The 26,686-nt window shown below is 73.1% G+C and carries 34 protein-coding genes and 1 pseudogene; 26 read left to right on the plus strand and 9 right to left on the minus strand.

Going from position 1 to position 26,686, the window contains the following annotated elements; genetic code table 11:
- Window positions 1-49: 49 nt before the first annotated feature.
- Together ACERM0_RS21440 and ACERM0_RS21445 are read right to left on the minus strand one after the other, a co-directional pair.
- Window positions 50-814 (minus strand): Mut7-C RNAse domain-containing protein, encoded by a 765-nt coding sequence (locus ACERM0_RS21440; RefSeq protein ID WP_373680681.1) that lies wholly within the window; start codon window positions 812-814, stop codon window positions 50-52.
- Between the two features lie 6 nt (window positions 815-820).
- The gene (locus ACERM0_RS21445; protein WP_373680682.1) at window positions 821-1,279 is read right to left on the minus strand and encodes a YbhB/YbcL family Raf kinase inhibitor-like protein; all 459 of its coding nucleotides are present in this window, start codon (window positions 1,277-1,279) and stop codon (window positions 821-823) included.
- Window positions 1,280-1,510: 231 nt separating this feature from the next.
- On the opposite strand from ACERM0_RS21445, the gene ACERM0_RS21450 reads away from it, so the two are divergent.
- Together ACERM0_RS21450 and ACERM0_RS21455 are read left to right on the plus strand one after the other, a co-directional pair.
- Window positions 1,511-2,434: an ROK family protein gene (locus ACERM0_RS21450; protein WP_373680683.1), complete on the plus strand. Its 924-nt coding sequence runs from the start codon at window positions 1,511-1,513 to the stop codon at window positions 2,432-2,434.
- Window positions 2,431-2,847 (plus strand): hypothetical protein, encoded by a 417-nt coding sequence (locus ACERM0_RS21455; RefSeq protein ID WP_373680684.1) that lies wholly within the window; start codon window positions 2,431-2,433, stop codon window positions 2,845-2,847. Before ACERM0_RS21450 ends, ACERM0_RS21455 begins: the two co-directional genes overlap by 4 nt.
- 26 nt (window positions 2,848-2,873) lie before the next feature.
- Here the strand turns inward: ACERM0_RS21455 and ACERM0_RS21460 are convergent, their stop codons facing one another.
- Entirely contained in the window at window positions 2,874-3,596 is a 723-nt protein-coding gene (locus ACERM0_RS21460) for a J domain-containing protein (RefSeq protein ID WP_373680685.1), read from the minus strand.
- Window positions 3,597-3,682: 86 nt separating this feature from the next.
- Between ACERM0_RS21460 and ACERM0_RS21465 the strand changes: the two genes are divergently transcribed.
- The gene (locus tag ACERM0_RS21465) at window positions 3,683-4,561 is read left to right on the plus strand and encodes a hypothetical protein (protein WP_373680686.1); all 879 of its coding nucleotides are present in this window, start codon (window positions 3,683-3,685) and stop codon (window positions 4,559-4,561) included.
- On the opposite strand, the gene ACERM0_RS21470 is transcribed toward ACERM0_RS21465, so the two are convergent.
- From ACERM0_RS21470 to ACERM0_RS21480, 3 genes are read right to left on the minus strand one after another with little or no spacing between them, the layout of a single operon-like run.
- Entirely contained in the window at window positions 4,551-5,627 is a 1,077-nt protein-coding gene (locus ACERM0_RS21470) for a histone deacetylase family protein (RefSeq protein WP_373680687.1), read from the minus strand. The genes ACERM0_RS21465 and ACERM0_RS21470 overlap by 11 nt on opposite strands.
- A complete protein-coding gene (locus ACERM0_RS21475) occupies window positions 5,624-6,331 on the minus strand; it encodes a hypothetical protein (protein WP_373680688.1) in 708 nt (235 codons plus the stop codon). The genes ACERM0_RS21470 and ACERM0_RS21475 overlap by 4 nt, the downstream gene beginning before the upstream one ends.
- Window positions 6,328-6,768 (minus strand): phage holin family protein, encoded by a 441-nt coding sequence (locus tag ACERM0_RS21480; protein ID WP_373680689.1) that lies wholly within the window; start codon window positions 6,766-6,768, stop codon window positions 6,328-6,330. Before ACERM0_RS21480 ends, ACERM0_RS21475 begins: the two co-directional genes overlap by 4 nt.
- Before the next feature lie 168 nt (window positions 6,769-6,936).
- On the opposite strand from ACERM0_RS21480, the gene hrcA reads away from it, so the two are divergent.
- The 23 genes from hrcA to ACERM0_RS21595 all read left to right on the plus strand — a co-directional run bounded on the left by hrcA (window position 6,937) and on the right by ACERM0_RS21595 (window position 24,828).
- Window positions 6,937-8,082, plus strand: a complete 1,146-nt coding sequence (gene hrcA / locus ACERM0_RS21485; RefSeq protein WP_373680690.1) for a heat-inducible transcriptional repressor HrcA — start codon at window positions 6,937-6,939, stop codon at window positions 8,080-8,082.
- 66 nt (window positions 8,083-8,148) lie between these two features.
- Complete coding sequence (dnaJ, locus tag ACERM0_RS21490) at window positions 8,149-9,288, plus strand: molecular chaperone DnaJ (protein WP_373680691.1); 1,140 nt, start codon at window positions 8,149-8,151, stop codon at window positions 9,286-9,288.
- 9 nt (window positions 9,289-9,297) lie between these two features.
- The gene (locus ACERM0_RS21495; RefSeq protein WP_373680692.1) at window positions 9,298-10,029 is read left to right on the plus strand and encodes a 16S rRNA (uracil(1498)-N(3))-methyltransferase; all 732 of its coding nucleotides are present in this window, start codon (window positions 9,298-9,300) and stop codon (window positions 10,027-10,029) included.
- An 87-nt stretch (window positions 10,030-10,116) separates the two neighbouring features.
- Window positions 10,117-10,605: a helix-turn-helix domain-containing protein gene (locus ACERM0_RS21500; protein WP_373680693.1), complete on the plus strand. Its 489-nt coding sequence runs from the start codon at window positions 10,117-10,119 to the stop codon at window positions 10,603-10,605.
- A 63-nt stretch (window positions 10,606-10,668) separates the two neighbouring features.
- Window positions 10,669-11,718 (plus strand): PhoH family protein, encoded by a 1,050-nt coding sequence (locus ACERM0_RS21505; RefSeq protein ID WP_373680694.1) that lies wholly within the window; start codon window positions 10,669-10,671, stop codon window positions 11,716-11,718.
- A gap of 2 nt (window positions 11,719-11,720) precedes the next feature.
- A complete protein-coding gene (gene ybeY / locus ACERM0_RS21510) occupies window positions 11,721-12,179 on the plus strand; it encodes an rRNA maturation RNase YbeY (RefSeq protein ID WP_373680695.1) in 459 nt (152 codons plus the stop codon).
- A 61-nt stretch (window positions 12,180-12,240) separates the two neighbouring features.
- Window positions 12,241-13,527 (plus strand): hemolysin family protein, encoded by a 1,287-nt coding sequence (locus ACERM0_RS21515; protein ID WP_373680696.1) that lies wholly within the window; start codon window positions 12,241-12,243, stop codon window positions 13,525-13,527.
- A 67-nt stretch (window positions 13,528-13,594) separates the two neighbouring features.
- Window positions 13,595-14,035, plus strand: coding sequence for a cytidine deaminase (cdd, locus tag ACERM0_RS21520; protein ID WP_373680697.1), 441 nt, complete (start codon window positions 13,595-13,597; stop codon window positions 14,033-14,035).
- A 27-nt stretch (window positions 14,036-14,062) separates the two neighbouring features.
- A complete protein-coding gene (gene era, locus ACERM0_RS21525; protein ID WP_373680698.1) occupies window positions 14,063-15,025 on the plus strand; it encodes a GTPase Era in 963 nt (320 codons plus the stop codon).
- Between the two features lie 20 nt (window positions 15,026-15,045).
- Window positions 15,046-15,669, plus strand: a complete 624-nt coding sequence (locus tag ACERM0_RS21530) for a DUF1684 domain-containing protein (RefSeq protein ID WP_373680699.1) — start codon at window positions 15,046-15,048, stop codon at window positions 15,667-15,669.
- Between the two features lie 5 nt (window positions 15,670-15,674).
- Window positions 15,675-15,944: a hypothetical protein gene (locus ACERM0_RS21535; RefSeq protein ID WP_373680700.1), complete on the plus strand. Its 270-nt coding sequence runs from the start codon at window positions 15,675-15,677 to the stop codon at window positions 15,942-15,944.
- A 76-nt stretch (window positions 15,945-16,020) separates the two neighbouring features.
- Window positions 16,021-16,302, plus strand: coding sequence for a DUF427 domain-containing protein (locus tag ACERM0_RS21540; RefSeq protein WP_373680701.1), 282 nt, complete (start codon window positions 16,021-16,023; stop codon window positions 16,300-16,302).
- A 183-nt stretch (window positions 16,303-16,485) separates the two neighbouring features.
- The gene (locus ACERM0_RS21545; protein WP_373680702.1) at window positions 16,486-17,193 is read left to right on the plus strand and encodes a hypothetical protein; all 708 of its coding nucleotides are present in this window, start codon (window positions 16,486-16,488) and stop codon (window positions 17,191-17,193) included.
- A 144-nt stretch (window positions 17,194-17,337) separates the two neighbouring features.
- On the plus strand, window positions 17,338-18,801 hold the full coding sequence (gene proS / locus ACERM0_RS21550) for a proline--tRNA ligase (protein ID WP_373680703.1): 1,464 nt from the start codon (window positions 17,338-17,340) through the stop codon (window positions 18,799-18,801).
- A gap of 10 nt (window positions 18,802-18,811) precedes the next feature.
- Window positions 18,812-19,495 carry an O-methyltransferase gene (locus ACERM0_RS21555; RefSeq protein ID WP_373680704.1) on the plus strand — a complete coding sequence of 228 codons (684 nt, stop codon included), beginning with the start codon at window positions 18,812-18,814 and terminating at the stop codon, window positions 19,493-19,495.
- 16 nt (window positions 19,496-19,511) lie between these two features.
- Window positions 19,512-20,204 carry a DUF2461 domain-containing protein gene (locus tag ACERM0_RS21560; RefSeq protein ID WP_373680705.1) on the plus strand — a complete coding sequence of 231 codons (693 nt, stop codon included), beginning with the start codon at window positions 19,512-19,514 and terminating at the stop codon, window positions 20,202-20,204.
- 82 nt (window positions 20,205-20,286) lie between these two features.
- Complete coding sequence (locus tag ACERM0_RS21565) at window positions 20,287-20,997, plus strand: MSMEG_4193 family putative phosphomutase (protein ID WP_373680706.1); 711 nt, start codon at window positions 20,287-20,289, stop codon at window positions 20,995-20,997.
- A complete protein-coding gene (locus tag ACERM0_RS21570) occupies window positions 20,994-21,524 on the plus strand; it encodes a DUF3090 family protein (RefSeq protein ID WP_373680707.1) in 531 nt (176 codons plus the stop codon). Before ACERM0_RS21565 ends, ACERM0_RS21570 begins: the two co-directional genes overlap by 4 nt.
- Window positions 21,525-21,526: 2 nt before the next feature.
- Window positions 21,527-22,393, plus strand: a complete 867-nt coding sequence (locus tag ACERM0_RS21575; protein WP_373680708.1) for an SCO1664 family protein — start codon at window positions 21,527-21,529, stop codon at window positions 22,391-22,393.
- Window positions 22,394-22,424: 31 nt separating this feature from the next.
- Window positions 22,425-22,922: a GNAT family N-acetyltransferase gene (locus ACERM0_RS21580; RefSeq protein ID WP_373680709.1), complete on the plus strand. Its 498-nt coding sequence runs from the start codon at window positions 22,425-22,427 to the stop codon at window positions 22,920-22,922.
- The gene (recO, locus tag ACERM0_RS21585; RefSeq protein WP_373680710.1) at window positions 22,922-23,659 is read left to right on the plus strand and encodes a DNA repair protein RecO; all 738 of its coding nucleotides are present in this window, start codon (window positions 22,922-22,924) and stop codon (window positions 23,657-23,659) included. The genes ACERM0_RS21580 and recO overlap by 1 nt, the downstream gene beginning before the upstream one ends.
- 111 nt (window positions 23,660-23,770) lie before the next feature.
- Complete coding sequence (uppS, locus tag ACERM0_RS21590; protein WP_373680711.1) at window positions 23,771-24,580, plus strand: polyprenyl diphosphate synthase; 810 nt, start codon at window positions 23,771-23,773, stop codon at window positions 24,578-24,580.
- A gap of 20 nt (window positions 24,581-24,600) precedes the next feature.
- Window positions 24,601-24,828: a hypothetical protein gene (locus ACERM0_RS21595; RefSeq protein WP_373680712.1), complete on the plus strand. Its 228-nt coding sequence runs from the start codon at window positions 24,601-24,603 to the stop codon at window positions 24,826-24,828.
- 16 nt (window positions 24,829-24,844) lie between these two features.
- On the opposite strand, the gene ACERM0_RS21600 is transcribed toward ACERM0_RS21595, so the two are convergent.
- The 3 genes and pseudogenes from ACERM0_RS21600 to ACERM0_RS21610 form a co-directional block, all read right to left on the minus strand.
- The gene (locus ACERM0_RS21600; RefSeq protein ID WP_373680713.1) at window positions 24,845-25,540 is read right to left on the minus strand and encodes a hypothetical protein; all 696 of its coding nucleotides are present in this window, start codon (window positions 25,538-25,540) and stop codon (window positions 24,845-24,847) included.
- 179 nt (window positions 25,541-25,719) lie between these two features.
- Window positions 25,720-26,097: a response regulator transcription factor gene (locus tag ACERM0_RS21605; RefSeq protein ID WP_373680714.1), complete on the minus strand. Its 378-nt coding sequence runs from the start codon at window positions 26,095-26,097 to the stop codon at window positions 25,720-25,722.
- 2 nt (window positions 26,098-26,099) lie between these two features.
- Window positions 26,100-26,686 (minus strand): annotated as a pseudogene (locus ACERM0_RS21610) (hypothetical protein); the annotation flags it as partial.

Consider the following 26,686-nt stretch of genomic DNA (forward strand, 5'->3'; position numbering starts at 1 on the left):
GGACGGGACCTTCGTTCTCGGGGGTGGAGGCGGCGCGGCAGTGTGGCACCTAGCGGGGCCCCGGCGGCAACCCGCCCGGGTCGACGTCCTGGACCCGCGCGGTGACCTCGTCGAGCGGCCCGCGGTGGGTACCCGGCCAGTAGACGCGCTCGCAGTCGCGACAGCGCGTGAACGACTCCTGGCCCGCCCGCACCAACGGTGGCAGCGCGTCGAGCACCTCGGCCTTGTCGACCGCGACCAGGCGGCCGTTGCAGCGCACACACCGGGTCCCGGGCCGCATGCGCGGGGCCAGCGCGTAGCGCTCGGCGACCTCCAGCAGTTGCACCTCGGGGTCGTCGGCCCGTGGGCAGTAGCCGTGCACGACGTCGCGGCGCATCAGCAGGCCACGGTCGCGGCTGAGCAGGATCCGCTCGCTGGTCACGGCCACCTCGGCCAGCCGTGCGTCGTCGACGTCACGGTCCCACCACGTGTCGAACCCGAGCCAGCGCAGCCGCCGCGCGAGCGTGCCGAGGTGCACGTCCAGGGCGAACCGCCGCGGCTCGGGCGGCGGCGGGAACAGGTCGAGGCCCGGCGGCGGCGTGGCGCGCGTGAAGGGGGGATAGGCCGCGATCCGTTCACCGCCGGCGACGAGGTGGTCGAACCCGACCGCCGTGCCGTCCACCACCAGCAGCCCGAGCTCCACGTGCGGGACGCCGATCGACTCCACGACGTCCTTGACCGAGCGGGGGCTGCCGACCGGGACGCGGAGCTCGGGCTGGCCGGCCAGCACGGCGAGGCCGGCGTAGCACCGGACCTCGACGTGCCGGACCTCCACGACGCGTCAGTTCTCGTACACGCCGACGACGCGGTTCTGCTCGATGATCGCGTCGGCGTAGGTGTCGAGGAACTCGCGCCGGCTCGGGCTGCCCTCGACCGGGCGCGACAGCGCGTACACCCAGAAGTAGTAGTGGTGCGGACCGTGGCCGGGTGGTGGCTGCGGCCCGCCGTAGCCGGCCTCGCCGAAGTCGTTGGTGCCGGCGCGGTACTGCTCGTCGGCGCCCGGTGCCACCTCGGTCGTGTCGGCGGGCAAGCCGTAGAGCAGCCAGTGCGTGAACCCATCGGGCAGCGGCGCGTCGGGGTCGTGGCAGACCACGGCCAGTTCGACGGCGTCCGACGGCACGCCGGAGATGCGCAGGGTCGGCTGCTCGTTGCCCTTGTCGTTGGCATGGCGGTCCTCGAGCCGGCCGAGCGGCTCGAACTCGGGACTCGAGATGGCCAGGTCCTGGATGTTGAGACCCATGGGTCCTCCGGGATCGGGGCGGTCAGGTTCGTCCGCAACGCTAGGCGGGCCGATCCGCGGCAGGCCCGCCCTTCAGCCGTGTCCGGAGGGCCGGCCCGCGCCGGCAGCAGCAGGGAGGACTTCGTCCGTTTGACGGCCAGAAGTCGCGCGTGATTGGTTTCCTGCATGGACGAAGTCGTGGAGCCGTGCCCAACACCCGTACCTCACCGTCGTCGCCACCTGGGGCGGCGCGTGAACCGCGACCGACTGGCGGTCGGGGTCGATCTCGGTGGCACCAGCCTGCGTGTCGGCCTGGTCCCGGGGGACGGCCGTCTGCTGGCGCGTGACAAGGTCCCGACGCCACCCGAGGGTGCCGACGCGGTCCTCGAGCGCATCGCCGGCCTGGTCCGGGACGTCGCGGACGAACGCTGGGGCGAGGTGGCCGCCGTCGGGGTCGGGATCCCGGCCGCCGTGGCGCCGGACACCGGTGCGGCCGCGCTCGTGCCCAACGTGCCGGGGCTCGAGGGCCGTCGGGTCGCCGAGGCCTTGGCGTCACGGTTGCGACGGCCGGTGCACGCGGACAACGACGTGGCCCTGGCCGTGGTCGGCGAGCGCTGGTGCGGTGCCGCGGTCGGGCACGACGACGTCGTGCTGCTCTCGCTCGGGACGGGCGCGGGAGCCGGGATCGTCAGCGGCGGTCGCCTGGTCACCGGACATCGAGGCGCGGCGGGCGAGATCGCCGACCTGCCGCTGCCCGGCCCGGTCGCGCAGCGCGACGGCACCTGGTTCGAAGCCGCCGTCGGCACCCCCGCGTTGCGCCGGCGTGCCGCGGAAGCCGGGCCCTGGGACGGTGCCCCGGCGCTGCTCGACGCCGTGGGTCGGGGCGACGCCGCGGCCGCACGGGTGCTGGACGCCTGGGCGGGCGACGTCGCGCTGGCCGCGATGACGCTGGTCGCGGTGCTCGACCCGTCCCTGCTCGTGCTCGGCGGCGGCATCGGTCGTCGCCCCGAGGTCGTGGAGGCCGTGACCGGCGCGCTCGGCCGGCTGACGTCACGCGCCCCCGAGGTCGTGGCGGGCACGCTGGGGGACTGGGCCGGGGTGGTCGGCGCGGCCTCGCAGGCCGTACCCTCTGCGTCGGCCGCCGGGGACGCCGCCGGCCGACAGGAGCACGTGTGAGCACCCAGGCCGGCCCTGCCGGGCGCGCCGCCAGCCAGGACACCGGTCGACCGCAGCCCGCTCAGCGGTCGACGGCCGAGCGCATCGCCCGGGCCGTGCTCCGCGTGGAGAACGCCGAGCCCCGGGCGCTCATGCCCATGAAGGGCTCGCTCGTCATCTCCGCCGTCCGCTGCGTCATCACCTACGCCATCATCCCCGCGATGGCGCCGATCATCAGCGGCATCGGGGTGCTGGCCACGCCGCTGTCGCTGCTGTTGTCGGCGGTCGCCGCCGTGATGGCCGTCGTCAGCCTGCGCCGCGTCTGGCTCGCCGACTGGAGCGGGCGCTGGGGCTACACCGTGTTCGCCGTGATCGTGCTCGTGCTGCTGGCCGTCGTGATGGCCTTCGACGTGCAGCGGCTGCTGGCCGCCTGAGCCCCCGTCGCGGCCGGTCCGCCCGTTCAGGCCTCGGCGCCGGTGCGCGTCCAGGCCGCGAGCGGCCAGTCGAGCTGGTCGAGCAGGACCTCGAGCCGCTCGACGGCCCGCACCGCGGTCGCGCGCCGGTCCTCGCTGGGCACCAGCTCGCTGCGCAGCCCGGTGGAGCTGGAGCTGCGGGTGCGCTGCCACACGCCGTCGAGCTTGGCGCCGTCCAGCGCCTTGCGGGCCTTGCGCGTCGAGCCACGCACCTCCAGCACGACCACGTCGCGGCCGCGGTCGTCCGTGCCGGGTGCGACGCGTAGCTGGGCCGTGAGGTCGCTGGCCAGCATCCGGGCCAGGCCGTTGGCCTTCGACCCCGGCGCCCGGCTGGTCGCCGTCAGCGGTCGGACACACCCGCTGCCCCCGTGGGCGAGCCACACCGCCACCTCGTCGCGCCCCAGCCGTCGCTCGCCGTCACCGGGGTCGGCGTCCCAGTCGATCGTCGCGAGGTCGGCATGAACCGGGTCGGCGTAGCCGGCGTGCGGCCGCGAGGGCCGGCCGGGCACGATGGCCGGCGGCACCTCGCCGCCCTCGTCGTTGAGCCGTTCGTAGGCCCGCTGGAGCCGGTGGAACGTCGCTGGATCGCCACCACGGTCGGGATGGTGTTCCCGGACCAGCCGCCGGTAGGCCTTCTTGATCGCCTCGCCGTCGGCCGTGCCGGGCAGCTGCAGGGTGCGCAGCGCCTCGGAGCGGGTCGGGCGATCCACGGGGAGCATCCTCGGCGACGGTGACGATCGGGCGGCGAGCAAGCGTACGACTAGCGTGGCCGACCGGTTCGACCCGGGAGCGCTGGATGGACGAGGGCAGGGCGGCGACGGCATCCGAGCCGGCGGTGGTCGCCCGGCGACTGTGGAGCCGGCTGGAGGTGGTCCACACCGTGGCGTACTTCTCGCCGATCGTGGCCGACGCACAGGCCCGGGTCGGGCTGGACGCGGGGCTGATGTCCTATACGGCGGCGCGGATCGGGCCGCTGGGCGCCGTCGGGCCGGAGACCGCCGCGGCCGTCTTCTACGGGTTCTCGCCGACCGCGCTGGCCGCGGTGCTGCCGGCAGCCTGGGAGTGGGCCACGCCGACCGAGGTCGTGGCCGCTACCCGCGACGCCGTGGGCCGCACGCTGGCGCCGTTCTGCGACGGCATCGAGGAGGACGTGTCGCGGGCGGCCGAGCTCGCGCGCGAGGTGGCGGACCTGCATTCCCTCGCGGGCCGGCCGATGGGTGCCGCCCGTCGCGCCGTGCCGTGGCCCGATGAGCCCCACCTGGTGCTGTGGGAGGCGGCCACCCGGGTCCGCGAGACCCGCGGCGACGGGCACGTCGCCTGCCTCGTGGCGGCCGACGTCGGCGGGATCGAGTCGCACCTGCTGGCGCGGGGTGACAGCCCGCGGCTGCGGCAGATCCTGTCGCCACGGCGCGGATGGAGCGACCCGGAGTGGGACGCCGCCGTCCGGCGCCTGGTCGAGCGGGGCTGGCTGGACGGCGAAGCTCGACCGACGCCGGCCGGCACGGAGGTGCACCGCCACGTCGAGGCGCGCACCGACGTGGTCGCGGCCGCGCCGTGGGTCGCGTTCGGCGACGCCAAGACGGCCCGCCTGGAGGCGTCGCTGGAGCCGCTGGTCGGGCGGCTGGTCGACAGCGGCCTGCTCCCCGGGGTGGTGACACGCCTGATCACGGGCTGACGCGGCCTTCCTCCACGCCAGCCGGACCGCCCAGCGGGGCGAGGACCGCCGCCGCGCACGGGCCGAGCCGGTCGATGGCGTAGCCGCCCTCCTGCAGCACGACCAGCGGGCGGCCGAGCGCGGCCAGGGCCTGGCCGATGCGGGGGTAGGCCGCGGCCGTGAGCGCGAGCGAGCCGATCGGGTCCTCGACGGTGGTGTCCAGACCCAGCGACACGACCACCGTCGCGGGGTCGAACGCTTCGACGGCCTCCAGTGCGACGCGCAACGCGTCGAGGTAGGCGTCGTCGGCGGTGTCGCGCCCGAGCGGCAGGTTCAGAATCGTGCCGCGCCCGGGACCCTCGCCGCGTTCCTCGGCGAAGCCGGTGAAGAACGGGTAGAGGTGGTCCGGATGGCCGTGCAGCGAGACGTACTGGACCGCGGGATCACGCCAGAAGACGTCCTGCGTCCCGTTGCCGTGGTGCACGTCGAGGTCCAGGACGCTGACCCGGCCGCCGGCGGTCAGCCAGCGGGCCGCCACCGCCGCGTGGTTGAACAGGCAGAACCCGCCGAAGTAGTCGGCGCCGGCGTGGTGGCCAGGCGGCCGGGTGAGCCCGTAGACCGCGGGTGCGCCGTCGGCCACGAGGCCGGCCGCGGTCATGGCCACGTCGACGGCGGCCCGAGCCGCGGCGTACGAGCCCTCCACCAGCGGGGTGGCGGTGTCGAAGCACCACCAGCCGAGCTCGGCGAACGGCGACGACGAGCGGCGCCCGCCGCCGCCGACCCGTGGGTGGCGGAACGTGTCGGCGATCATCACCTCGGGCCCGCCGGCGGCCCGCCAGGCCGCGTAGCCGTCGCGCAGGAAGGCGACCATGTCGGCGTCGTGGACGGCGAGCAGGGCGCCCTCGTCCGCGGCCTTCGCCGGGGTCAGCGGGTGACCGGCGGCCTCCAGCGTCGCCCGGATCGCGTCCAGGCGGGCCGGCCGCTCCCACACCGGGGACACGGCCTGCCCGGCGTTGAGTTCGAACGGCGGGTCGTGACGCCGGTGGGTGTCGTCGTCGACGACGGGGACCGGCCCGGGCGCGCTCACGTGGTGGGAGGCCGGGAACCGAACAGGTTGCCGTCGGTGTCGTCCGCCAACGTCGAGGTGCCCGGGGTCGTGCCGGGACCCGCCGTCGGCGGCCCCGACGGGGCCGGAGGCGGCAGCGGCCCGTCGCCGCCCGCCGTCGGCGCCGGTGGAGGACCCCAGATGTCGGGTTCCTGGGCGCGGTTGCGTAGCTGGGTCCACACCGCGAAGCCGGCGGACGCCAGCAGGGCCAGGATGGCGAGCGTGCGCCCCGCGCGGCCCTTCTTCCCCGGCGTCTCCACGACGGTGGGGCGGATGGGCGGCGACACCTCGGCGATCGCCGCGGGCAGGTGCCGGGCGATCGCACGGGCGACCTTGTCGGCCTCTTCCTCGACCTTCTTCTTGTCCTTGCGCTTCTGCTGCACGGTCGCGGCCGCACCGACCAGGCCGACCACGCCCAGCACGGCACCACCGACGGCGCGGGCCTGACCGACCAGGGTGTCACGGGGCGGGATGCGGGCCTCCAGGGCGGCCAAGTCCCGGTCGAGGGCCGACCGCAGGTCGCGCACCTGCCGCAGCGCCTGGTCGGCGTCCTCGGCCGGCGGCAGCTGGGAACGCTCGTTGGTCTGCTCGGCCCGTTCCTTTGCGGCCTCGAACTGGCGCTGCGCCTTGGCCACGCCGTCCTGGGCCTGCTGCTTGATCCGCTGGGTCGCGTCGCCGGCGCTCACGGCTGCACCCGCTGCTTGGCCCATTCCACGGTTTCCTCCACCGACGCCTTGGTGCGCTCCGGGGTGTTGGACGGCTTCTGCAGCTTGCGCTTGCCGATCAGACCCAGGATCGCTGCGATCAGGATGTAGACGAACGTCACGATCAGCCAGGCCGCCCACGGCGGTAGGACCTCCTCGAGCGCCTTGGCGCCGGTCACGCCGACGAAGCCGAGGATGAACAGACCCAGCACCGCCGCGCCGAGGAACATCGCGACGGCGGTGACGCGGGCGACCAGGATCTCCGTGAGCTCGAGCTTCGCGAGCTCGATCTCCTTGCGGACGAGTGCCTGGCCGTTGGCGGTCAGCGACCGCATGATCTCCGAGGTCGGGCGTGGGTCGCCGTCCGCGGGCGTGCTGGCCGGCGGGGGGCTGGTACCCGCGGCGTGGTCGGTGGACACCCTGGGCTCTCCTCGTGCGGTGTCGTCGAACCCTAGGTCAGTTCGACCGCTGGGGGGACGAGCGTCACCCCGTGCACTCGGTCGGGGAAGTGACCTCCGCCCCGGCCGGCCGAGGTCCGGACGTTGGCACCCGGGGGTGGGGACTGCCAGCGCCGCTACCCTGCGAGGGTGGCCGCGACGACGTTGACGATCGATGGAGGTGGGGCGTTGAACGACCAGCGCGGCGAACCTCTGCGCGTCCAGGTCGAGGTGCCGGGCCGGCTGGCTCCCGAGCCGGCCGCCGAGCCGGCACCGCCACTCGACGAGCGCAAGCTGGCGATCCTGCGTGCGATCGTGACGGAGTACGTGTCCAGCGGCGAGCCCGTCGGCTCCAAGCGGGTCGTCGAGTCGGCGCAGCTGTCGGTGTCGGCCGCGACCGTCCGCAACGAGATGGCCGCGCTGGAGGAGCTGGGCTACATCCGCCAGCCCCACACGTCGGCCGGCCGGGTGCCGACGGACCGTGGTTACCGCCGGTTCGTGGACGACCTCGCCGACCGCGCCGACCTCGACGTGCAGCGCCGGGAACTGATCGGCGAGCTGCTCGGGTCGGCCCGTGACGTCGAGGACCTGCTGGCACGGACCACCTCGGTGCTCTCGCAGCTGACCCGGCTCGTGTCGCTGGTCATCGCCCCGGCGATCGAGTCGTCGCGTCTCAAGCTCGTGGAACTCGTCGCGCTCGGCCCCACGTCGGCGCTGCTGCTGCTGGTGGCCGACACCGGTCGGGTGGAGAAGCGGTCCGTGGAGCTGCCGCACGGCACCACCGAGACCGAGCTCGACCGGGTCCGGGTCGTGCTCGGCGAGCACGTGCGCGGCCGCCGGCTGGGCGACGTCCACGGCTCGTTGACGGCCATCGTCGACGACGCGCCCGCGGACCTGCGCGACATCCTGCAGGCGGTGGCGGACGCGACGGCGGACGACCTGCGCGACGACACCGTCCACCACGTCTTCGTCGGCGGGCAGGCGTCTCTGGCGGGCGAGCAGGCGTTCGAACGCGACCAGCTGTCGCGGGTCTTGCAACTGCTCGAGGAACGCGCCACCCTGGCGCGGCTGCTGTCGCAGAGCACCGCCGACGACGAGCCGACGGTCCGCATCGGCGGCGAGAACGAGGTCGAGGACCTGCGCGCGACCTCGCTGGTGGCCCAGCGCTACCGGCTGGTGACCGCCGGCTCGCTGGGCGTCCTCGGCCCGACCCGCATGGACTACGCGGCCGTGCTCGCCACCGTCCGCGCCGTCGCGGACCAGCTGCAGGCCTCGCTGACCGACCTGTCGCGATGAGCCACCCGGTGACCGGCCGGCACCGCCCCCGCATCCGACTTCCCTGACGAGACGAGTCCCAGAGCCGTGCCCGACCTCTACGAGCTGCTCGGTGTGCCGCGCGACGCCTCCGCCGAGGACATCAAGCGCGCCTACCGCCGCCAGGCGCGTCAGCACCATCCCGACGCCGGCGGCGACGAAGACACCTTCAAGCAGATCACCCACGCCTACCAGGTCCTGTCCGACCCGCAGAAGCGGGCCCGCTACGACCGGTTCGGTGACGACGGCACGCCCCAGTCGCGCGGCGCCGGTCAGGACCCGTTCGGGTTCGGTGCCGGCGGGTTCGGCGGCATCGGCGACGTCATCGACGCCTTCTTCGGCTCCGCGTTCGGCGGCGCCACCGGCGCCACCGGCGGCAGCGGCCGCGGCCGCACGACGCCCGGCCGTGACGTGCTGGTCGGCGTGGAGCTGGAGCTCGAGGACGTCGTCACGGGCGTGCGCCGCGAGGTCGAGGTCGAGGTCGCCACGCCGTGCGACCTGTGCGGCGGCTCCGGGTCCGCCAGCGGCCGCCCGCCGAGCGCCTGTGCGACCTGCGGCGGCAGCGGGCAGGTCCAGCGGGTGGTGCGCACCGCCTTCGGGCAGCTGGCGACCGCGGCGCCCTGCACCAGCTGCGAGGGGACCGGACGCAAGGTCGCCGATCCCTGCACCGGTTGCGGCGGCGAGGGCCGGCGCGTCCAGCGCCGCACGCTGGGCATCGACGTGCCCGCCGGCGTGGAGGAGGGCGACCGCCTGCGCGTGCCGGGTGCCGGCGAGGCCGGCCGCCACGGCGCGCCACCCGGTGACCTGTACGTCGAGGTGCACCTGGCCCCGCACGAGTGGTTCGAGCGCGACGGTCGCGACCTGGTGGCCGAGATCACGGTGCCGGTCACCCAGGCCGCCCTCGGCGGCAGCGTGACCGTGCCCACGGTCGACGGCGCCGAGGTCGAGGTCGAGGTCCCGGCGGGCACCCAGAACGGCGAGGAACTGCTGATCCGCCGCGCGGGCCTGCCCAACACCGCCAACGGCCGGCGCGGTGACCTGCGTCTGGTCGTGCGCGTCGAGGTCCCGATGGGTCTGAGCACCGAACAGCGCGACCTGCTGGCGAGACTCGCAGAACTGCGCGACGAACCGCTGGCCGCGGACGGCCGCGGCCTGTTCACCCGCCTGCGTGACGCCTTCCAACGCTGACGACGTGGCATGAGCCTGACGCCCTACGTGCACGTCGACGCGTCGCTGGCCGGGGCGCCCGCCGGGCACGAGGTGGTGCTGGACGAGGTCGCACGTCGCCACCTCGCGACCGTGCTACGGCTGTCACCCGGCGCGGCGTGCCACCTCGCCGACGGGGCCGGTTCCCACGCTCCTGCCGTGCTCACGGCATCGGGGGCCCGGCTGGCGGAGACGGCCGTCACCCAGCCGACGCCCGCGCCCCGGCTGGTCGTTGCCCAGGCCCTGGCGAAGGGCCGCAAGTTCGACGACGTGGTCCGGCTGGGCACGGAGCTCGGGGCGGACGGGTTCCTACCCGTGGTCGCCGCCCGCAGCGTCGTACGGATCGACGGCAAGACCGACCGGGTGGTCGCACGCTGGCTCGCGGTCGCCCGCGCCGCCGCCGAGCAGTCGCGGCGGCCGTTCCGGCCCGACGTCGCGGCGCCCGTGCGGCCCGCCGACCTCGCCGCACGCGCCGGCACGACCCTTCTGGTGGCCCACCCCGGCGGATCGCCGCTGCACCGCCGCCTCGAAGCGATCGGTGACGAAGCCGAGCTGGTGCTGGCCGTCGGGCCGGAGGGCGGCTGGACCGACGAGGAGGTCGAGGGCCTGTGTGCCGCCGGCGCCATACCGGTAGGACTCGGACCTGCCGTCCTGCGCACCGAGCACGCCGCCGCCGCCGGCCTCGCCGTCCTCGGCGCGCTGACCGGCCGTTGGGACAGCTGACTTCGCCCGTTCGCACTCCGCCGGGCAGCCGCCCGGTTGCTAGCTTCGTGGTCGGGTCACCACAGGCGGTGAGGAATGGGCTCGACGGTGGACACGCCGACCCTGGACGATCCCTACGCGTTGGCGCTCGGCGAGCGCCTGCGTCGTGTGCGGCAGCAGCAGCGGCTGTCCCTCCACGACGTCGAGGCGCGCAGCGCGGGCGAGCTCAAGGCCAGCGTCCTCGGCGCGTACGAACGGGGCGAGCGGGCGGTGTCGATCAGCCGCCTGCACCTGATGGCGCAGTTCTTCCGGGTCCCCGTCAGCGAACTGCTGCCGGAGCCGCGCGGCGGGGCGGGCGCGTCGGCCGCCGATGCGGACAACGACGGAATCTCGCTCGACCTGGTCGCCCTCGACCAGATCCGCGACGACGAGCCCGCGCTGGCCCGCTACATCGATGCGATCAAGGCCCGACGCGGCGACTACAACGGCCAGGTCCTCACGATCCGGGGTGGGGATCTCGAACTCCTGGCGGCCGTGCTGGGGGCGAGTGCCGACGAGCTGCGGACGCGGCTGACCACCGCCGGGCTCGTGCGCTGAGGGGTACGCTGCAGGGCCGCCATCCGCGTCCGGCGACCCCGATCCAGGAGCCAGAGAGTCTCCGTGAGTAGCACATCGTCGCCGCTCGGCGACCCCCGCACGGCGCCCCTGCCGGCGGACACCGTGAAGGTCCTCGTCCCCGGCGAGCACTCGATGGTCTCCCTCCTCGGGACCAACGACGAACTGCTGAAGCTGATCGAGAACGCGTTCACCGCCGACATCCACGTCCGTGGCAACGAGATCACCATCGCCACCGCCGATCCGGCGGAGACGGCGCGGGTCGCGCGGCTGTTCGAGGAGCTCGTGCTGCTGCTCGGCCGTGGCCAGCTGCTCGACAAGGCCCTCGTGCGCCAGACCATCCGCATGATCCGTGCCGACGAGGACGAGCGCCCCTCCGACGTGCTGTCCGAGGCGCTGATCACCCACCGCGGCCGCACCATCCGGCCGAAGACGCTGGGCCAGAAGCGCTACCTCGACGCCATCAAGGCCAACACCGTCACCTTCGGGATCGGACCGGCCGGGACGGGCAAGACCTACCTCGCGATGGGCGCTGCCGTGCAGGCGCTGCGGGCCAAGCAGGTCAACCGGCTGATCCTCACGCGCCCGGCGGTGGAGGCGGGGGAGCGGCTGGGGTTCCTGCCCGGCACGCTGCACGAGAAGATCGACCCGTACCTCAAGCCGCTGTGGGACGCCCTCCACGACATGATGGAGGCCGAGGAACTGATCGCCCACGTCGACCGCGGCACCATCGAGGTCGCGCCGCTGGCCTACATGCGTGGCCGCACCCTGAACGACGCGTTCATCGTGCTCGACGAGGCGCAGAACACGACCGCCGAGCAGATGAAGATGTTCCTCACGCGCATCGGCTTCAACTCGAAGGCGGTCGTGACCGGCGACGTCAGCCAGGTCGATCTGCCCTCGGGCCGCAAGTCCGGCCTGCGCATCGTCGGCGACATCCTCGAGGGCATCGAGGGTGTCGCCTTCTCCCGCCTCGGCTCCGGTGACGTGGTCCGCCACCACATCGTGCAGCGCATCGTGGAGGCGTACGCGGAATGGGACAAGGCGCAGGAGGAGGCGGCCGACCGCGACGGTGCCACAGGTCGGGAGTCGTAGGGGTGGCCGTCTTCCTCGCCGACGAACAGGACGTCGCCGTCGACACCGACGACCTCGTCGCCCTGGCCCGCCACGTGCTGCGTGCCCAGCGCGTCCCCGAGGACATGGAGCTGTCGCTGCTGCTGGTGGACGCCACCACGATCGCCGGTCTCAACGCCCAGCACATGGGCAAGGCCGGCCCGACCGACGTGCTCGCCTTCCCGATCGACGAACCCGGCGAGACGCCACCGGACGCCCCGGCCGTCCTCGGCGACGTCGTGCTGTGCCCGGCGGTCGCCTACGAGCAGGCCGGACAGTTCGACCGCACCCCCGACGACGAGCTGCGCCTGTTGACCGTGCACGGGATCCTCCACCTGCTCGGCATGGACCACGCCGAGCCGGAGGAGGAACGGGCGATGTTCGGGCTGACCGACGAGCTGCTGGCCTCCTACGCCCGTGGCGCGGCGGCTGGACCCAGCTGATGGCCGAACCCGGCAGCGAACCCGTGCGCCCCCGGCGCGCACCGCGCTCGGGGGCGCGCCCGTGAACGTCGCGCTGACGCCCCTGCTGGTCGCCGGCGGCCTGCTGCTGGTCGTCACCGCCCTGCTGGCCGCGATGGAGACGGTCATCGACCGGGTCAACGTCGTGCGGGCCCTGCGCCTGGACGAGGAGGAGCGCCGCGGGGCGCCGGCGCTGCTGTGGCTGACCGAGCACCGCGCCACGAGCCTCAACGTGCTTCTCGCCCTCGGCCTCACGATCCGCCTCACCCTGGGCGCCGTCGCGGCCCTGATCGGCTGGCGCCTCGACGCCGGTCCGGGAGCCCTGCTGTCGGTCGTCCTGGCGATCGCCGTCGCGCTCGTCGCCGGCGAGGTCGTGCCGCGCACGATCGTCCTGCGGCACCTGGAGGCCAGCGGGCTGCGGCTGGCCCCGCTCGCCAAGGGCCTGGTCCGTGGGCTCGATCCCGTCGCCCGCGGGGCCGTGACGCTGGGCCGGGCACTGGTCCCGCGCCGCCACGAGGTGTCCGGGCCGTACGCCACCGACGACGAGCTGCGGCAGCTGGACGCCGACGGGGACGACCAGGACGAGGAGCTCGAGCCCGAGGAGCGGGCGATGATCCGCTCCATCTTCGAGCTCGCCGACACGATCGTGCGCGAGATCATGGTCCCGCGACCGGACATGGTGACGGTGCCGGAGGACGCGCCGTTGCGCGACGTCGTCCAGGTCGTGCTCGAGCGCGGCTACTCGCGCGTGCCGGTCCACGACCCCGACGACGTGGACACGATCGTCGGGGTGGTCTACGCCAAGGACCTGCTGCGTCGCGTCGCGACCGAGCAGCGTCGTGAACGGTGGGGCGACCTCGTGCGCCGGCCGACGTTCGTGCCGGAGACCAAGCGCTGCGACGAGCTGCTGCGCGAGCTGCAGGAAGCCACCGTCCACCTCGCGATCGTGGTCGACGAGTACGGCGAGATCGTCGGGCTCGTCACCATCGAGGACATCCTCGAGGAGATCGTCGGCGAGATCGTCGACGAACACGACCACGAGGAACCGCTGGTCGAGCTGCTCGACGACGACGTGATGCGTATCGACGCCCGGTTGGGGGTCGACGACCTCAACGAGCTGCTGGACGCGACCCTGCCCGAGGAGGGCTGGGACACGGTCGGCGGGCTGGTCTTCGGCACGCTCGGCCGCGTGCCGGTCGAGGGCGAGCGGCTCGAGCTCGAAGGCCTGTGCATCACGGTCGAGCGCGTCCAGGGCCGGCGTGTGGGCAAGGTCCTCGTGAGTCGCCGCAACGGCAACGACGGCCGGGCCGGCGACTCGGGGCCGGCGTGACGCCGTACGCTGCCAGCCCGCCCCCACCCGCCGGTCCGGCGGCGGGCACGCGCCGGAGGAACCCCACATGAAGGCCGATCCACGCCCGCGCGGCGCCACCTACGACGAGGCCGACCTGCTGCGACGGGCCCGCGCCGTCCGCTCCCGCGCGTATGCCCCGTACTCCCACTTCCGGGTCGGCGCCGTCATCGTCACCGACGACGGGCAGGTCTTCGAGGGCGTCAACGTGGAGAACGCCTCCTACCGGATGACCACCTGCGCCGAACAGACCGCCATCGCGACCATGGTCACCGCCGGCGTCCTCCGTCCGATCGTCGCCGTCGCCGTCGTGGGCGACGGCGAGGACCCGTGCACCCCATGCGGCGCGTGCCGGCAGACCATCTTCGAGTTCGGCCCGCAGGCGACCGTCTACTCGTCGGGGGACGGCGGCCGTCCGCTCGTCACCCACATCACCGAGCTGTTGCCGCACGGCTTCGGCCCCAAGCGCCTCGCCCAGGGCCAGTCGTGACCGACGCCCCACGACCGGGAGCCCGCCATGGAGGGCCGTGAGCTGGACCTCGCCGCGATCCTGGCGGGCGCCGACGAGCCGACGCCCGAGGGGCACCGGTCGGGGCTGCTGGCGCTGGTCGGGCGGCCCAACGTCGGCAAGTCGACGCTGCTCAACCAGATGGTCGGCGAGAAGGTCGCGATCGTCACGCCCGTGCCAGGTACGACCCGCAATGCCATCCGCGGCGTCGTCACCCGCGAGGATGCGCAACTGGTCTTCCTCGACACGCCCGGGCTGGCCAAGCCGCGCACCCTGCTGACCCGACGTCTCAACGAACTGGTGCGCGACACCTGGGCCGGCGTGGACGCGATCTGTTTCCTGGTCGACGTCGCCGCGGGCATCGGCAAGGGTGACGAGTACCTGGCGAGCGAGCTGGCCGGGATCCGCACTCCCATCGTGGCCGTCGCCAACAAGGTCGACCTGGTCAAGGACAAGAACGCGCTGCTGCCCCGCCTCGAGCGGCTGCAACACCTGCTGGGCGAGGGGCGCGAGTTCGCCGACCTCGTGCCCGTGTCGGCCCAGAACGGCCAGAACGTCGACCGGCTCCTCGACGTGCTGGTGTCGCACCTGCCGGAGGGGCCGCGGCTGTTCGGCAGCGGCCAGGTCTCCGACCAGCCCGAGGCACAGCTCGCGGCCGAGATCCTGCGCGAGAAGCTCATCGCCGGCCTCCAGCACGAACTGCCCCACTCGGTGGCCGTCACGGTCGACGAGATCCGCCCCTCCGAGGAGCGCGACGACCTGCTCGAGGTCGACGCCGTCGTCCACGTCGAGCGCGACAGCCAGAAGGGCATCATCATCGGTAAGCGCGGCGCGAACCTCAAGGCGGCCGCCACCGAGGCGCGCAAGGAGCTCGAGGTGCTGCTCGGGGCAAAGGTGTTCCTGACAACGCATGTCACGGTCGCCAAGGAGTGGCAGCGCGACCCCAAACAGCTCGGCCGTCTCGGCTACTGACCCGCCGCACCGGAGGCCGCGTGCCCGCACCGCTGGACGACCTCGTGCTGCTGGACTACCGGCGGCGCGTGGCCGGCCTGTACGCGGGCCTGCGCGCCCGCGGCATCGACGAGGACGGCTGGCGCTGGTGGCGGGCGCAGCGCGACGAGCTCTTCGCGTCCCATCCGGCCAGTCCCGTACCGGCCGACCGGCGCGCGGGTTTCGACGGGCTCGCCTACCACCCTTACGACCCGCGCCTGCACCTCGGCGAGATCGCGCTCGAACCGGCCGAACCCGCCGTGCTCGAGGTGGCCCACAGCGCCGTGGGCACCACGCCGGCGCGCCGCTTCGCGGTCCTGCCGCTGCACCTCGACGGCCACGTGCACCGGGTGTCGGTGTACTGGCTGGACGTCTACGGCGGCGGGGTGTTCGTCCCGCTGCGGGACGCGACCAACGGCACCACCAGCTACGGCGGTGGGCGCTACCTGCTGGACACCGTGAAGTCGGCCGACCTCGGCGGGGACGTCGACCGGCTGGTGGTGGACCTCAACTTCCTGTACCACCCCTCCTGTGTGCACGACCCGCGGTGGTCGTGCCCGCTCGCGCCGGCCGATGAGCGGCTGCCCGTGCCGGTCGCGGCGGGTGAGCGCCTGTCGGTAGCGTGAGCACCATGGACGGGCCCGTGGTGCTGCAGACCGGGCCGGAGACCTTCCAGGTACTGCTCGGAGGCGGTCGCCGGCTCGATGCCGTGCTGGCCCACCACACCCGTCGCGGACTCGGCCTGCACGGCGTGCCCCCCGTCCAGGTCGCGACCGAGATCGTGCGTTTCCTGCTCGAGCGCGACGGGCTCCCGGAGCCGGGGGAGCGGCCCGTCGTGCTGGCGGCCGCGGCCGGCCGCTACCCGGAGTTCGTCGAGGAGGTCCGGGGCCGTCTGGGCTGACGATGCCGGGCACCACGATGGTCGTTCGTTATCTTCGGTCGCGCGTCCAAGGCGACGAGCGCAAGGAGGAGCGGGCATGCCCAAGGCGGTCTGGAACGGCGTCGTGATCGCGCAGTCCGACCGGACCATCATGATCGAGGGAAACCACTACTTCCCGCCCGGCAGCGTCGACCGGTCCCTGCTCCGCGAGGCGGACAAGACGACCCGCTGCCCGTGGAAGGGCAAGGCGTCCTACTTCGACCTGGTCGTCGAGGGTCGGGTCAACTCCGCCGCCGCCTGGACCTACCCCGACCCACGGTCGAAGGTGGCCCACATCAAGGACCACATCGCCTTCTGGGGTGGCGTGCAGGTGGGCTGACCGGGCGGACCGGCCGGGTGTCGGCGCCGGTTCGTCGGCGGATTCGTCGGCCGGTTCGTACGACGTCTATCGAACGGATCCCGGATTCGTACGGCGTCCGGTCGTACGGGGCCGGTGTCGGGGCCGGCCGATGGGTCGGGAACCCTGTCAGCTCCCACGCCCTACGTCCTTCCAGGAGCTCCCGTGAAGCTGCGTTCCCGCTTCCTCCCCATCGCCGCGGTCGCGGCACTCGCCCTTGCCGCCTGCGACGCCGGCGACGACGCCGCCGACCCGGGCATCGAGGACACGGAGACCGGCGCCGACACGGCGACCGACGAAGGCGCCGACGAGACCGACACCGGTGCCGACGACGAGGCCGCCGGCGAGGAGGCCGCCGGCGATGACGCCGCTGGCGACGAGGCCGCCGGCGACACCACCGACGAGGTCCAGGGCGACGCCGCCGGCGAGATCGAGCTGCAGATCGCCTCGTCGGACCTCGGTGACCACGTGGTCGACGGTGAGGGGCGCACCCTCTACGTCTCCACCAACGACGAGGAAGGCGTGGCCAACTGCCTCAACGACTGCGCCCAGATCTGGCAGCCGCTGCTCGTCGACGGTGAGCCCGCCGCCGGTGAGGGCGTCGACGAGGCGCTGCTCGGTACGTTGGAGCGCGAGGACAGCGGCGAGACCCAGGTCACCTACGACGGCTGGCCGCTCTACACCTTCGTCTCCGACGCGGAGGCGGGGGACGTCCGTGGCCAGGGCATCAACGGGACCTGGTGGGTCGTCGCCGCCGAGGGTGGCCCGCTCGAGGAGGGCGGCGCCCAGTCCGAGCCGGGTGACGCCGACGCCGACGGCCAGGCCGACGAGGCCGACGCCGAGGGTGAGGACGAGGGCGACGAGGACGCCTGAGGGCTCCGCAGCACCACCGCTCGACGAGGCGCGGCCCTGGGCCGCGCCTCGTTCGTGCGCGGTCGAGGGCCCGGCGCGGGCGGCGCTAGCCTCGCCCATCGGGCCGCGACCCGACCCTCCACGACCCGGAAAGTGCGCGCGACGATGGCTGCCAAGAAGAGCGACCTGGGCGTCACGCCCATGAGCGAGGACGTTTCCGCCTGGTACAACGAGCTCGTGTTCAAGGCCGAGCTCGCCGACCGCGGGCCGGCCAAGGGCTCGATGGTCATCCGCCCCTACGGTTTCCGGGTCTGGGAGCTGCTGCAGAGCCAGCTCGACCAGCGCTTCAAGGACACCGGGCACGTCAACGCGTCGTTCCCGTTGTTCATCCCCGAGTCCTACCTCAAGCGCGAGGCCGAGCACGTCGAGGGCTTCTCGCCCGAGCTCGCGGTGGTGACGCACGCCGGCGGCAAGGAACTCGAGGAGCCGCTGGTCGTGCGGCCCACCTCCGAGACCATCATCGGCGAGATGTACAGCAAGTGGGTCTCGAGCTACCGCGACCTGCCCATCCTGATCAACCAGTGGGGCAACGTCGTGCGGTGGGAGCTGCGGCCGCGCATGTTCCTTCGCACCACCGAATTCCTGTGGCAGGAGGGGCACACCGCCCACGCCACCAGGGACGAGGCGATGGAGGAGACCCTCCGGATGTTCGACGTCTACGCGGAGTTCGCGCAGAACGTCGCCGCCATCCCGATGGTGAAGGGGGAGAAGACCCCTGGCGAGCGGTTCGCCGGCGCGGTCGACACGTTCTCCATCGAGGGGATGATGCGCGACGGCAAGGCGCTGCAGTCGGGCACGTCGCACTACCTCGGCACGAACTTCGCCAAGGCGTTCGACATCACGTTCCAGGACGAGAACAACGACCTGCAGTTCGCCCACACGACGTCCTGGGGCATGTCCACCCGCATGATCGGCGCGGTCATCCTCGCCCACGGCGACGACCAGGGGCTGGTGCTGCCGCCGCGGCTCGCGCCCGTCCAGGTCGTCATCGTCCCGATCGGTCGCGGCGAGCAGGGCGAGGGGCCGCGCACCAAGGCCCACGAGCTGGCGCAGCGGCTGACCGACGCCGGCGTCCGCGTGCACGTCGACGACCGGGACGCGTCCCCCGGCTTCAAGTTCAACGACTGGGAGCTCAAGGGCGTCCCGCTGCGGGTCGAGCTCGGCCCGCGCGACCTCGAGGCCGGCCACGTGCTGGTCGCCCAGCGCGTCGGCGAGCTCGACGACAAGGGTCGGCCCGTCAAGCAGACGCTGGGCTTCGACGAGTTCGTCGCCGCCGTGCCCGACCGCTTGAACGCCTACCACGAGCAGCTGCTCGAACGGGCCCGCCGCTTCCGCGACGAGCACAGCGCCGAGGTCGACGACTGGGACGCCTTCACGAAGCAGGTCGCGGTCGGGTTCGCGTACGCGCTGCACTGCGGCGAGGCCGCCTGCGAGGACGAGATCAAGGCCGACACGGCGGCGACCCCCCGCTGCATCCCGGTCGACGGTCCGCCCGAGGAGGGAACCTGCATCCGCTGCGGTAAGGCGGCCGCCTACGGCAAGCGTGTCGTGTTCGCCCGCGCCTACTGAGGTCAGGCGGATGTACGCGGCCCGAGACGAGCGGTGGGGACCGGTCGACGAGCTGTTCACCTCGCTGCTGGTCGGTGAGGACGACCTGCTGCGGTCGATCCGCTCCTCGACGGCCACGGCCGGACTGCCGGCGCACGAGGTCGCCCCGAACCAGGGGGCGCTGCTCGCGCTGCTGACCCGGATGGTCGAGGGCCGCCGGGTGCTGGAGATCGGGACGCTGGCCGGCTACTCCACGATCTGGTTCGCGCGTGCGGTCGGCCCCTCGGGCCACGTCATGACGCTGGAGGTCGACCCGCGCGCCGCGCACCTGGCGAAACGGAACCTGGTGATGGCCGGGGTGGACGCGTGGGTGGAGGTCATGGTGGGTGCGGCGACGACCTCGCTGACCGAACTGGTCGAGCAGGGGACCGAGCCCTACGACGTCGTCTTCATCGATGCCGACAAGCCGAACAACCCCGCCTACCTGCAGGCGACGTTGCAGCTGACACGCCCCGGCAGCCTCGTCGTGGCCGACAACGTCGTCCGTGACGGTGCGATCCTGGACCGCGACTCCGGCGACGCACGGGTCCGCGGCGTCAGAGCGTTCCTCGAGATGATCGCGGAGGAACCCCGCCTGGAGGCGACGGCGCTGCAGACCGTCGGGGTCAAGGGCTGGGACGGGTTCGTGCTGGCGCGGGTCCGCGCGCCGGCTTGAGGAGGAGGTGGTACCCGTGCCGACGCTGCCCGAGTTCGCCGGCTTCCCGCCCGAGGCGTTCGACTTCTACGCCCGGTTGGCCGACGACGACAACAACGCGCGGGAGTGGTTCGACGCCAACCGCGACGTCTACGAGCGCGCCGTCCGTCTGCCGATGGAGGCGCTGCTGGCCCGAGCCGACGACGAGGGGTGGGGCGACGGCAAGGTGTTCCGGCCCAACCGCGACGTGCGCTTCTCCAAGGACAAGCGGCCGTACAAGACCCACTGCGGGGCGGTGATCGCCTTCCGTGACGGCACCGGGCGAGCCAGCAACTACGTGCAGTTGGATGCCGAGGGCATGATGGCCGGCTGCGGCTACTGGGAGCTGTCACGGGACCAGTTGGACCGCCTTCGTCGTGCCGTGGACGACCAGCGTCACGGCACCGAGCTGGTGCGGCTGGTCGACGCGGCGCGCGGCGCGGGGGTCGAGGTGCTGGGCAGCGAGCTCAAGCGGGCCCCGCGCGGCTACGCCGCCGACCATCCGCGGATCGAACTGCTGCGCCACACGCGGCTCGCGGCCTCGCGTCGCTGGCCGGTCCAGCCGTGGATGCACACGGCCGAGGCCTACGACCGCGTGACCGGCCTGTGGCGGGAGGCCGCCCCGATCGCCGTGTGGCTGGAGACCCACGTCGGCGCCGCCGTCGAACCTCGACGTCCCCGCGGGGGCTGACGGGCGTGGGCGGCCGGCCGAACGGGGCGGGCGGTCTGGTGTCGTGGAGTAGCGTCAGCCGCAACGATCTCGAGGAGTTGCCGTGGCGACGATCCTGCTGGTCCGGCACGCGACGACGGCCGCGACCGGCAAGCGCCTGGGCGGCTGGACCCCGGGCGTCCACCTCGACGACGCCGGCCGCGAGCAGGCCGAACGCACCGCCGGACTGCTTGCCGGGCTGCCGATCGCGGCCGTCTATGCCTCGCCGCTGGAGCGCACCCAGGAGACGGCGCGGATCGTGGCCCGCCCGCACGGCCTGCGGGTGCGCACCCGCCGCGACATCGGCGAGGTCGACTACGGCGAATGGACCGACAAGCCGCTCGGCCAGCTGCGCCGGCGGTCGCTGTGGCCCGTGATCCAGCACACGCCCTCGCGCGTCACCTTCCCAAGCGGCGAGTCGATGCGCGGCATGCAGTGGCGCGCCGTCGAGGCGCTGGAGAAGATCGCAGGTGACCACGCCGGCGAAACGGTCGTGGCCGTCAGTCACGCCGACGTCATCAAGGCCGCGCTGGCCCATTTCCTCGGCATGCCGCTGGACACCTTCCAGCGACTGCTCGTCTCGCCGGCGTCCGTCAGCGTCCTCCACCTCGGCGCCGACGGACCGCCGATGCTGCTCGGGTGCAACCTGACCGGCGAAGCGCCCGCGGTGCCGCCACCGCCGAAGAAGAAGACGGGCCGGCGCGACACCACCGGCGCCGACGCCCGCCGGGCCGAGGCCGCCCCCCGTACCGCGACGAAGGCCGATCGACCGTGATCGACGTCGAACTGACCGATCCTCACCACGTCACCGTCGGGACCGTCGGCGAGCCCGGCAACCGCACCTTCCACGTCCAGGCGCAGGACGAGGACGAGCTCGTGACCCTGGTGCTGGAGAAGCAGCAGGTTGCCGGGATCGGTGAACTGCTCGCCCAGCTGCTCGCACGGGTCGACGACCGGCCGTCGACGGACTGGGACCGAGCCGCTATGGCCCTGCGGGAGCCGATCCAGCCACGCTGGCGCGTCGGTGAGCTGGGCGTGGGCATGGACGAGACCGGCGAACGGTTCGTGCTGGAGTTCACGGAGCTGCTGATCGTGGACGACGACATCGACGTCGAGGAGGCACCCGAACCGCGCGAGGTCCGGATCTGGTGCAACCACGACCAGGCCCGCCGGCTCGCGGCCCACGCCGACGAGGTGGTCGGCCAGGGCCGACCCCGCTGCCAGCTGTGCGGGCGGCCGATGGGCGCCGACGGCGAGCACGTGTGCCCAGCGACCAACGGTCACGGGCGGCTGACCCGCTGACCGTGACCGGCGACGACGACCGCGCGATCCCGCACACCGCGGCGGGACCCGCCGCCCCTGGCGATCCCGTCCGGCGCCGGCTGCTGGAGGCGCCGCTGGAGATGGTCGGACAGTTCGCGGACGCGTCCAACGCGACGCTACTGGTCCGCCTGCGCGACCGTGATCGCCGCAGCCTCGACGAGGTCGTCGCCGAGCTCGGCCACGAGCCGTCGGTCGAGGACCTCGACCCCTCGGACCTGGCGGTCTACAAGCCGCGACGTGGCGAGACACCGCTGTGGGACTTCCCCGAGGGCACCCTGCACGCCCGCGAGGTGGCCGCCTTCGAGGTGTCTGACTGTCTGGGCTGGGACCTCGTGCCCGCGACAGTACGTCGCAGCGACGCCCCGTTCGGGGTCGGCAGCCTGCAGCGGTTCGTGCCACACGACCCGGAACAGCACTACTTCTGGTTGCTCGAGCACGGCGAAGACGCGGTCGTGCGACAACTGCAGGCGATGGTCGTGTTCGACCTGCTGATCGACAACGCCGACCGCAAAGGGGGCCACGTGCTGCTGGAACAGCCGGGTTCGTCGACACCGCCGGACCCCGCAGCGCCGCGCATCCAGCTGGTCGACCACGGCGTCAGTTTCTCGACCGAGCCGAAGCTGCGCACGGTGGCGTGGCACTTCGCCGGCGAGCCCGTCCCGCCGCGACTGCGCGACGACGTCGCCGTGCTGGCGGCGGACTTCGACCGGCGGTTGCGACCCCGCCTCGACGGCCTGCTCGACGACACCGAACTGGCGACGTTGGTGGCCCGGGCAGGCCGGCTCGCCGACCTCGCGGTCTTCCCGCACCCACAGGGGCCGCGGCCGTTCCCGTGGCCGCTGCTCTGAGCGCCACCGAGGGGCGCGCGGACCTCGCCGCGTGGTGACCGGATCGGCCCGCGACGTCCGGTACAACGGCGGCATGGAGATCGCCCCGCTGACCGATGCCCACCTCGATGCCGCGCTGGACCTGTGGCGGCGGACCGAGCACCTCGCACCCGCGCCGCGCGAGGAGGTCGAAGGGCTGCGCGCGCACGACGCCGGCCTGGTGCTGGCCGCGGTGGACGAGGGTCGGCTGCTCGGTGTCGTGCTGGGCTCCTGGGACGGCCGGCGCGGCGCGATCAGCCGACTGGCGGTCGACACCACGACACGCCGTCGCGGTGTCGCGCAGGCGTTGGTGAAGGAACTCGAGGACCGGCTGCGCGAACGCGGGTGCACCCGGGTCAGCCTGTTCGTCTACGGGGGCAACGATGCCGGCCGCGCCTTCTGGTCCGCGGCCGGCTACCGCGAGGCCCCGGACGTCGTGATGTTCTCCCGCAGCCTCGTCACCGCGTGCGACGGCGGCGCCGTGGACGACGACGCGCATCCGGGCTGCTGATGGCCACCTACCGCGAGCAGGGCATCGTCCTGCGGACCTACAAGCTCGGCGAGACCGACCGGATCCTGCACGTGTGCACGCAGGGCCGCGGAAAGGTCCGGGCGGTCGCGAAGGGCGTTCGCCGACCGGGCTCGCGGTTCGGAGGACGCCTCGAGCCGTACAGCCACGTGGACCTGCAGCTGTACGAGGGCCGCAACCTCGACATCGTCAACCAGGCCGAGTTGATCGCGCCGCACGCCCGGGTGCGCGAGGACTTCGCATTGTCGGCGTGCGCGGGCACGATGACCGAGCTGACCGACGCGGTCGCCCAGGAGGGCGAGCGCGACAACGCCCTGTTCCTCCTGCTGCGCGCGGGCCTGCAGGCGCTGGACGCTGCGCCCCCGGACCCAGCCGTGTTCGTCGACGCCTTCCTGCTCCGGCTGGCGTCGATCGTCGGTTTCCACGCGTTCACGGACGCCTGCGCGGTCTGTCGCACCCCCGGCGAGCACGCCTTCCTCAGCGTGAAGGCGGGCGGCACGCTGTGTGCCACGTGCGCGCCGACGGGTACGCGTGCGGTCGACCGTGAGGTCGTCCACGCGGTCCGGCTGCTGGGGGCGCCGGGGGAGTGGTCGGCGCTGCCGAGCATCGTGCGCGATCATCCCGACGCGCAGCGCACCGCCGCCTCGTACGTGCGCGCCTTCGTCGAGCACCACCTCGACCGGCGCCTGCGCAGCTACGACCTGGTTCCCCGCGCCTGAGGAACCCGACCGGCGTCGGACGGACGGCGGCCTCGGGGCAGCCCACTGCACCCCGAGTAGGCTCGGTGCGGCAGGCACGGACCGATCGAACGGCGTTCGCGAGGAGGCGGCGTGGACCTCGAGGATCTCGACCTCGACCGCATCCCGAAGCACGTCGCCATCATCATGGACGGCAACGGTCGGTGGGCCAACCGGCAGGGCCTGAAGCGCAACGCCGGCCACGAGGCGGGCGAGCGGGCGCTGTTCGACACGGTCGAAGGGGCGCTCGAGCTCGGGATCACGGATCTGACCGTCTACGCGTTCTCGACCGAGAACTGGAAGCGTCCGCCCGACGAGGTCCGCTTTCTGATGGGCTTCAACGAGTCGCTGCTGGTTCGCCGGGCGGACGAGCTCCACGACCGCCGGGTGCGGGTGCGCTTCATCGGCCGGCGCAACCGTCCGGTTCCGAAGCGGCTGGTGCGGCTGATCGAGGACACCGAGGCGCTGACGGCCGGCAACCGGCGCATGACGCTGCGGATCGCGTTCAACTACGGCGGCCGCACGGAGTTGTTGGACGCCGCCCGCCAGCTCGCGGACGACGCGGCCAGTGGCCGGATCCGCAAGATCGACGAGCAGGCGATCGCCCGCCGGCTGTACGACCCGGAGATGCCCGACGTCGACCTGCTGGTGCGTACCTCGGGCGAGCTGCGCCTGTCCAACTACCTCCTGTGGCAGGCGGCCTACGCGGAGCTGTACTTCACCCAGACGTTGTGGCCGGACTTCGACCGACACGAGCTGCGGCGCGCCGTGCATGCCTACCAGTCGCGCGACCGGCGATTTGGCGGCGCGGTCGACCGGCCGGACGCGGCATCGACCGATACGCCGTCGACCGATGCGCCGAGGACCGATCCGTCGGCGGCGGTCTCCGACCTGTTGCGCTGACCCTGGACGAGGAGACGCGGATGGCCCGGTTCGAGGTGCAGCAGATCAATCCCAAGCGCTACGACCCGCGCTCGGCGACGTACGAGGTCGTCGACACCCGCGACGGTCATGCGGTGGCGAGCTTCCGTGACCGCGCCGACGCCCAGACACACGCCGACCGGCTCAACGAGGGTCCGTTCGACCTCGACGACCAGGACCGGCGTCGCCGGCAGGAGGACGACTGGGGCTCGTGGAAGAAGTGGGACTGACGCCCCGCCGGTCGCGTCAGCGTCGGGTCCCGGCCACGGTGCCGACGAGGTCGCCTTCCCACGGCCGGACCGCGCAGACGACCGCGCGTTCGCCGGCGGCGAAGCGGGCGTCGTCCGGCACGAACGCGACGTAGTCGTACTCGCTACGGCTGTACGCCGCGCCGACGAACGCGGAGAAGGCGGGCTCGCAGACGTCGAGGGCGGCGTCCGGAACCGACAGCCCAGGTGCCACGTCGAGGTTCGTCACGAGGTAGACCTCGAGGTCGTGTCGCCGCTCGCAGTCGACCGGCGAGATCACCGTGGGCCACCAGAGGTCGTCCGTCGTCGCGCAGGTGCCCACCTCGACGTCCAACCCGGTCAGGTCGCTGTCGGGTCCGACGGGGACGACCCATTCGCCGTACTCCGCGAAACCCTCGAAGCCCTCGAGGGCGCCTTCAAGGAGGGGCCGGGCCGCGAAGGTGGCAGCGACGAGCAGGACGATCATGCCGGCCACCAGGACCAGCGCCAGCGGCCAGCGGTGCCTGGACGGGCCGGGCGGCTGCCAGGCGGCTCCGCCGCTCGGGGGCGGCGCCTGCCAGTGCGGCCCGCCGGTCGGCGCCTGCCAGTGCGGTTCGCCGGTCGCGCCTGGTGCCAGCCCTCGTGGTCCGTCGACCGCCGGCGGCTGCCACGCGGGTCCCCCCGACGTGGACGGCGGTGGCGGTGGGTAGGTCATCCCTGACGGCTCCTGGACGGCGAGCGGAGGTCGCCGGACGGCTCGACGCCGGCGAAGCGTAAGGACGCCGCCAGCCGAGATCGGGCCGTTTCCAGCAGTCGGCCGGACGGCGCGCGTGGCCAGCCCACTCGAGCCCGTCGGCCCACTGGCGGGGGATCGTGGCCACCAACGGACGACACCTACTCGCGCGAGCCGCCTGCCGTCTCGACGAGGGTGTCGGCGACCGCGGTCAACGGAACCGTCTTGTCCAGGAACGCCGCGGCTCCGGCGTCGCGCGCTTCCCGCTCGACACGCTCGTCGCCGTAGCCGGTGAAGACGACGACCGGCAGGTGCGGGAAGTCCTGTTTCAGGAGTCGGGTGGCGGTGATGCCGTCCATGACCGGCATGGCGACGTCCATGAGCACGATGTCGGGCACGTGCTCATGGACGGCGTCGATCGCTTGCTGACCGTCCCCGACGTCGGCCACGACCGTCAACCGGGGATCGCGAGCGAACGCGAAGACGAGCAATTGCCGCAGGTCGGCCGCATCGTCCACGATCACCACGCCGCAGGCCATGCTCACGCCTCGGAGGGCGCCGGCGCGCGGCGCATCAGCACGTGTTCGTCCACGGGGCTGTCGGCGAGGAGTTCGGCCACCAGTGACTGCGACGCCTCCAACGCTCGGGACACGGCCGTACCCGTCATCTCTTCCTCGCCCAGCGAGCGTGCGTAATTGGCCGTCGCCAAGGCCTGGACGACGTTGTCGTGCAGTTCGAGCGCCGTCCGTCGGCGCTCCTCGGCCCGCTGCACCGCCGTCTCAGCCTCCGTGCGAGCGGCGACCGAGCGGGCGACGTCGTACATCCCGAGGCCTTGTACCGCCGTCACCACCGTGACGAACGAGACGTGGACGGCCGCCCAGAACAGCGGGCGCTCCATCTGGTACGGCTGCTCGAAGAGGAGCCCCCCGGCCACCGCGAACACCACGTGATGCCCCACCGCGAAGATGGCCGCCGCGAAGAACACCACCCAGTCGCGGTAGAGCGCCACGAGACCGAAGGCGACGAAGAAGTAGAAGTGCGCCTCGGTGACGCCTCCTGTCACGTGCACCAGCACCGCCGAGACGTACATCAATCCCAGTCCGCCGGCACCGGCCGCCAGTCGAGGGT

Origin of the sequence: Egicoccus sp. AB-alg2 (assembly GCF_041821065.1) — a bacterium.
GTDB lineage: Bacteria > Actinomycetota > Nitriliruptoria > Nitriliruptorales > Nitriliruptoraceae > Egicoccus.